The organism is Mesorhizobium sp. M7D.F.Ca.US.004.03.1.1 (assembly GCF_003998635.1).
Lineage (GTDB): Bacteria > Pseudomonadota > Alphaproteobacteria > Rhizobiales > Rhizobiaceae > Mesorhizobium > Mesorhizobium loti.
Genome location: NZ_RZQG01000324.1, coordinates 1 through 6,137, shown reverse-complemented (window position 1 = coordinate 6,137; position 6,137 = coordinate 1). Strand labels below are relative to the sequence as shown.

Below are 6,137 nucleotides of genomic sequence, written 5' to 3'. Positions count from 1 at the left end.
GGCTACGACGTCGTCTTGAACAGCCAGGACGCCAAAACGCTTGAAAAATCCCTGAATGTGCTGAAACCGGGTGGCAAGCTCATCTCCATCTCCGGTCCACCGGATCCCGAATTTGCCAGGAAGCAGGGACTGAACGTGGCGCTGAGGCTGGTGCTGCGCTTTCTGAGCCGTGGAATCCGGGCCAGGGCCAGGCGCCGTGGCGTGAAGTTCTCGTTCCTTTTCATGTGGGCGCAGGGTGAGCAGCTGAGCAAGATCGCGTCGCTCATCGAATCCGGTGCGATCCGCCCGGTTGTCGATCGGGTCTTTCCCTTCGAAGCGACCAACGAGGCTCTGGCCTACGTCGAAACAGGACGCGCCAAGGGCAAGGTGGTCATCAAGGTCAGGTAGGATACCTGTCACATCTTCGATGTCATGGATCAATTCATCCCGGTAGGATCGATCGTTGTCAGGCGTGCCCTGGCCTCGATGAGGCGCCTTTGCGCGGCCCTTATCCGGCCGCACAATGCGAGATTAAGGGCGACGCCAGCTTCCTCGTCCAGCAAGTCATTCGCGCGCTTGAGAGAGTTTTCAGCTCGTCTTATGCGCAGTCTGGCGTTGGCCGTTTCGATGCTGTGAATTTCAATCATCTGTCCAGAGTCCTTTGGAGTTCCGGTCCCTTCCTTGAGTAAACCGCCGCTGATCGGATTGGTTCCAGCCATGGCGGGCACCGCCCGTGGCAGGCGGAGCGATCCAGTCGGGCCTACAACGCTGTCGCTGCGGTGGTGACCATGCCTGCCAGGCGCTGCGCTACGTCCGAGCCTCACTGCAACGCTGACTCTTTTCCCTGCCCTCAAACGTCTTAGCTACAGTGAAGCAACGGAGCAGGGTCGATGAGCCTCAAGGACAAGAAAATCGTGGTCACCGGTGGCAGCCGTGGGCTTGGCCTCGGACTGGTCGAAGCGCTGGTCGAACAGGGCGCCAGCGTGACTGTCGTTGCCCGCGGCGCCGAGGCGCTGGAGGCGGTCGGTGCGCGGCTCGGGGTCGCCACCATCTCAGCCGACGTCACGGACGAGGACGCGGCCTATCGCATTCTTGGCGAAGTCCGCCCTGACATCGTGGTGCTGAACGCTGGCGCTACGCCTCGGATGGGGCGGCTGGATCAGCTGAAGTGGGAGGATTTCTCCATTGCCTGGGAAACCGACGTCAAGGCGGGGCTCTACTGGCTGCAGGCGGCGCTCAACCTGCCGCTCAAGCCGGGCAGCCGGGTGCTGGTGGGATCAAGCGGGGCTGCCGTCACCGGATCGCAGATGTCGGGTGGTTATGGCGGCTCCAAGCGCATGCTCTGGTTCATGGCCAAATATGCCAATGGTGTTGCGCAGGAAAAGAAGCTCGGCATCCGCTTCCAGGCGATCGTACCGCGGCAGATGATCCTCGGTACCGGAACCGGCGATGCCGCGGCCAACGCCTATGCAGGCTCGATGGGCATTACGCCGGAACAATTCGTCACCCGCTTCGGCGCGCCGATGCCGCCCAGGGCGTTCGGCGACAGAGTGGTTTCAGTGCTCGAAGACCCGCAATATGCCGAGGGCGTCGTCTTCGGCCTCAACGGCGATGCGGGCGTGACCGTGATTGAGGGCGCGGCGGCTTGAGCGAGCGAGAACCTGCCGTGGACCGCGACCGACAGGAAGGGCTGCTTGCCCTTGCCGCCGCGCTGCGGCCGGAGCTGCACCGCTACTGCGCGCGTCTGATGGGATCGGTCATCGACGGCGAGGATGTCGTGCAGGACACCTTTGCCCGGGCCTTCGTTGCGCTGGACGAGCTGTGCGAGGTGCCGCAGTTGCGGCCCTGGCTGTTCCGGATCGCCCACAACCGCGCGCTGGACCTGCTGCGCAGCCGTGCGATCCGCGTCGCTGAGCCCATCGAGGCGGCGCTTGAGATTGCCGACACCAAAGCCGACCCGGTGGAGACGCTGATGCGCAGGCAAGCTGTACAGACCGCCGTGTCGCGCTTTGCGGAGCTTCCGGTTCTCCAGCGCAGCGTCATCATCCTCAAAGATGTTCTCGACGAGCCGCTGACCGAGATCGCCGCTCTGCTGGACATCACGGTCGATGCGGTGAAGGGGCATCTGGCGCGCAGCCGCGCCCGGCTTCGGCAGATCAATGCCACTGCCGCGGCGCTTCCCGACGCGCGCATCGCATCCGCCGCCGTGGTTCGCTATGCGACCCTGTTCAACCAGCGCGACTGGGACGGCTTGCGCGCGCTGCTTGCCGACGACGTCAGACTTCATCAGTCCTTGCATCCGCCGCGCTCGGGCGCCGCCGACGTCGGCATGTTTTTCACGATCTACGCCAGGAGCGATCGCGTATGGCTGACGCCGGCATGGCTCGAGGGCCGCGAGGTGATCGCGGTGTTCGAAAACCAGACCGACCCGAAGCCCCATCATTTCATGCGGCTGGAGTGGCGGGAGGGGCGGATCAGCTTCATCCGCGACTATCGCTATGTCAGCTATATCGCTGAGGATGCGGAACTGGTGCTGGCCAGGGACGCCGGATCTTTCGGTCGCGGCACCGGGCGCTGAGGGAGCATCAGCCGCGTCGGGCCGCGTCAATCGCCGCGACGTCGATCTTCCTCATGTCCATCATCGCTTCAAACGCGCGCCTGGCTTCGTCGCCGCCGGCCGCCATCGCCTCGGTCAGCGTGCGCGGTGTGATTTGCCAGGACACGCCCCATCTGTCCTTGCACCAGCCGCACGCGCTCTCCTGGCCACCATTGCCGACAATGGCATTCCAGTAGCGGTCGGTTTCCTGCTGATCGTCGGTGGCGATCTGGAACGAGAAGGCCTCGCTTTGCCTGAACGCGGAGCCGCCGTTCAATCCGATGCAGGGAATGCCGGCAACGGTGAATTCCACCGTCAACACGTCGCCCTTCTTGCCGGACGGAAAATCACTCGGCGCACGGTGAACGGCGCTCACCTTGGTGTCGGGAAAGGTCTTTGCGTAGAAGTGGGCCGCAGCCTCGGCGTCCTTGTCGAACCAGAGGCAAATCGTGTTCTTTGGCGTCTTTGGCGTTGCGTGTTCCTTTCGATCTGAAGCCGGATTTCCGTCCTTGTGTCCCGCCTACGCGCTCTTCCGAAATAGGTCGCCAACCGCTTTTCTCCACCCTTGCGCAAGCAAGCCGACAAGCGCGGCTGACCGCTTTGCGTCCCTTGGCGGAATGGTGTTTTCGGCGTCAGAGTTGATCTGGCAGACGTCAGCCCAGAAGATTGCGTGCGGTGCGCATGAAGATCTTTGAGCCGATCGGGATCAGGTCGTCGGGAAAGTCGTAGTCCGGATTGTGCAATGCAGGGTGCCGCTCGCCTGCACCGAGGAAGAACATTGCCGACGAAGCGCTGTGGCCGAACAGGCCGAAATCCTCCGAGGCGCGCATCGGCAGGGCTTCTTCGCCGTGCACGACGCCCTCTTCGTCGAGCGCGCGTTGCAGGTGCTCCACCGCATCCGGCGCGTTGACGCTGGCGACGAAGATCTCGTGATAGTCCCAACGAGCGGAAAGACCATGCTGGCCGGCGATCTTCGTGACCAGCGCTTCAGCAGCAGTGCACAGGTTTGCCATGCGCTCGTCGCGCCGGGTCCGCAGCGTCGCCCAAACCTCGGCATGCGCCGGTGCGATGCCGTACACGGCTTCGCCCATCGCGGCATGGGTGACGGTCACCATGGAGAAGTCGTCATCGGCGAAGGTTCCGCTGCCGAGCGCAGGGAGCGCCGGCATCAACTCACTGATCGCCAGCATCGGCGAGGTGCCGGTCTCGGGCATGGACGAATGCGCGGTCTTGCCCTCCAGCACGATGCGCATGCCGCGTGAAGCGCAGTTGACGACGCCGGTTTTGACCCGAACTTCGCCCAACGGCACGCCGGGCAGATTGTGCAGCGAGAAAGCGAAATCCGGCGCGATCTCGGTGAAGCGCGGATCGGCGACTACGCCGGCTGCGCCATTGCCGGTTTCCTCCGCCGGCTGGAACATCAGCACGACGCGGCCGCTTGCAGGCCTGTCGCGCCCGAGCTGACGGCCAAGGGACGCCAGGATCGCAGTGTGTCCGTCATGGCCGCACATATGCGACTTGCCCGGCACCCGCGAGGAATGCGGCACGCCTGAAAGCTCTTCGATCGGCAAGGCATCGAGTTCCGAGCGGAACAGCACCGTCGGCCCTGCCTTACCGCTGTCGTATATGGCCGCCACGCCGTGCCCGCCCAATCCGGTGAGCACTTTGTCCGGCCCGGTATCGGCGAGGAAGTCGACGACCTCTTTTGCCGTCTTCTCCTCCTCGTTGGAGATTTCCGGCTGCTGGTGCAGCTTACGCCGCCACGTGGTCAACTCGACAATGTCTCGGTTGGTCAGGGTCACGCGTTTCGGCCTCCGTTTGCTCCGATCGGCACAGTGTCGCAAACGCTTCTAGCGTACGCGATTGGGGCAGAGCGCTTTGAACTGGTCCAGCGTAACATCGTATGACGAGGCGCCGGAGCCATCGAGCAAGACGTTCTCATCCGTATCGGTTATCAGATAGTCCGTCGTCACATCCGTGCCCTTGTTGCGGCCCTGGAACAGCATGTTGGCGCCATAGAAGGTGGTGAATTTGCCGGTCTTGCAGTTGGCGATGATCTCGAAGTGCAGGGGCGCCTTCATTTCCGCGGCAATGCAATCCTCGGAGAAATCATGGCCATATTCGCGGCAGTAGACGCGCGCCTTCTGCCTGCTGTGTTTGGCCAGGATGCCGGCGTGGGTGGAGCCGATGCCTGTCTTTTTGACGATGGTGAGTTCCATTCCCACCTTGTTGCCGTAGTAGATCGTACTCGCTTGCGCCGCTGTCGGCAGGATCAAGGCGGACAGCACAACCAACAGATGTCGCATGGAAAATCCTCCCTTTCACCGGAAGGATTTCACGTGCGCGATCGCCCGGTCAAGGCCCTCGATGCAACACGGCTCGCAGAGGCCGACGCCGCTGCGAGCTGTGTCTAGATTGCTTATTGATTGATCTCGGGTTCGACGAGCTTTGCCAGGTTTCGGAGCGACTCCTGCCAGCCGAGATAGCAGGCCTCGACCGGAATGACGTCCGGAATGCCGGCCTGGGTGATGTCAATCTCGGTGCCGACCGACACCTTTCTCAAGACTATGGTCACCCGGATCTCGCCGGGCAGATTGGGATCGTCGAACCTGTCGGTGTAGAGCAGGCGCTCGGCCGGAACCAGTTCGAGATACTCGCCGCCGAAGGAATGGCTGTCGCCGGTGGTGAAGTTGCGGAAGGACATCTTGAACGTGCCGCCGACCTTTGCCTCGAGGTGATGGACCGTGCAGGTGAAGCCGTTCGGCGGAAGCCACTTGGCCAGTGCGTCCGCTTCAACGAAGGCGCGATAGACCTTCTCCGGGCTGGTCGTCAGAACGCGATGCAAACGTACGGTGCCGGGCATATCCTGTATCCTTTCATGATTGCCTACAGTACCCCAAGGACGAACGAGGCGTGGTCGGTCCGACATAGGCTCTCGGATTTTTTAACGACCGGCGCGGCATGACCTGTTCAGCCACAAGCGAACTGAACTGTTGCCGGCGTTTGATGAGATCTCGAACGGCATTCATGCCCCCGAGCGCCACAATACGGGACGAGCCATCCGGTTCCCGCCGAGCGCTGTTTTTCCTTTGGTTGCCGGGCATTAGGTCAGGGGACAGGCAGGCAATGGTCGGCTATTCGATCTAATTTCTTTGCAAGCCGTTAATGCGGCCATGCTGTTAATCAGTATTCGCTAATGAAGACCGCGGGGTACGCCATGACCAAGAATCTCGGCAACGCACGTTACATGCCGCCAAAGGACGTCAAAGCCTCTGTGTTCAGCAAGGCCGCACCGGCGCTGTTTCCGTTGGTCGTGGCGGCGCTGGGCTACATGATCGGCAAGCAGTTCTTCGGCATCTAGGGCCGGTGGTGCAAACATCCACTAATGTCTAATGTCGCTTGCCGCCTATGCCTTGGGGGCTGCCGGCAAAACAGTCGCGGACAAAGTCTTGGGACGGCGCCTGAGCGTCGGCGGGAGGCGGTTCCCAGCCGAAGACGCTGCGGCCGCCGAGCTGGTGCGATTGGTCGAACTCACCGGCGACGATTTCCTTCAGGCTCGGCC

The 6,137-nt window shown here is 62.4% G+C and carries 9 protein-coding genes; 4 read left to right on the top strand and 5 right to left on the bottom strand.

Translation table 11 applies throughout. The annotated features are described in order from the left end of the window. Positions 1-387, top strand: a 387-nt coding sequence (locus tag EN935_RS18575; protein WP_164771197.1) for a zinc-binding dehydrogenase, incomplete at its 5' end; no start/stop codon positions are given. Between the two features lie 29 nt (positions 388-416). Here EN935_RS18575 and EN935_RS18570 read toward each other — a convergent pair. Further along, entirely contained in the window at positions 417-698 is a 282-nt protein-coding gene (locus EN935_RS18570; RefSeq protein WP_245468805.1) for a hypothetical protein, read from the bottom strand. A 171-nt stretch (positions 699-869) separates the two neighbouring features. On the opposite strand from EN935_RS18570, the gene EN935_RS18565 reads away from it, so the two are divergent. Together EN935_RS18565 and EN935_RS18560 are read left to right on the top strand one after the other, a co-directional pair. Continuing rightward, positions 870-1,628 (top strand): SDR family oxidoreductase, encoded by a 759-nt coding sequence (locus EN935_RS18565; RefSeq protein ID WP_127263755.1) that lies wholly within the window; start codon positions 870-872, stop codon positions 1,626-1,628. Beyond that, a complete protein-coding gene (locus tag EN935_RS18560; protein ID WP_126069946.1) occupies positions 1,625-2,557 on the top strand; it encodes a sigma-70 family RNA polymerase sigma factor in 933 nt (310 codons plus the stop codon). Before EN935_RS18565 ends, EN935_RS18560 begins: the two co-directional genes overlap by 4 nt. A gap of 7 nt (positions 2,558-2,564) precedes the next feature. Here the strand turns inward: EN935_RS18560 and EN935_RS18555 are convergent, their stop codons facing one another. The 4 genes from EN935_RS18555 to EN935_RS18540 form a co-directional block, all read right to left on the bottom strand. Then, positions 2,565-3,023, bottom strand: coding sequence for a VOC family protein (locus EN935_RS18555; protein WP_127263753.1), 459 nt, complete (start codon positions 3,021-3,023; stop codon positions 2,565-2,567). Positions 3,024-3,228: 205 nt separating this feature from the next. Beyond that, positions 3,229-4,377, bottom strand: coding sequence for an amidohydrolase (locus EN935_RS18550; RefSeq protein ID WP_109660293.1), 1,149 nt, complete (start codon positions 4,375-4,377; stop codon positions 3,229-3,231). Between the two features lie 48 nt (positions 4,378-4,425). Next, positions 4,426-4,881, bottom strand: a complete 456-nt coding sequence (locus EN935_RS18545) for a hypothetical protein (RefSeq protein ID WP_109660295.1) — start codon at positions 4,879-4,881, stop codon at positions 4,426-4,428. Positions 4,882-4,994: 113 nt separating this feature from the next. After that, positions 4,995-5,438 (bottom strand): SRPBCC family protein, encoded by a 444-nt coding sequence (locus tag EN935_RS18540; protein ID WP_109660297.1) that lies wholly within the window; start codon positions 5,436-5,438, stop codon positions 4,995-4,997. Between the two features lie 354 nt (positions 5,439-5,792). Between EN935_RS18540 and EN935_RS18535 the strand changes: the two genes are divergently transcribed. Then, the gene (locus EN935_RS18535; RefSeq protein ID WP_109661345.1) at positions 5,793-5,936 is read left to right on the top strand and encodes a hypothetical protein; all 144 of its coding nucleotides are present in this window, start codon (positions 5,793-5,795) and stop codon (positions 5,934-5,936) included. Positions 5,937-6,137 lie beyond the last annotated feature (201 nt).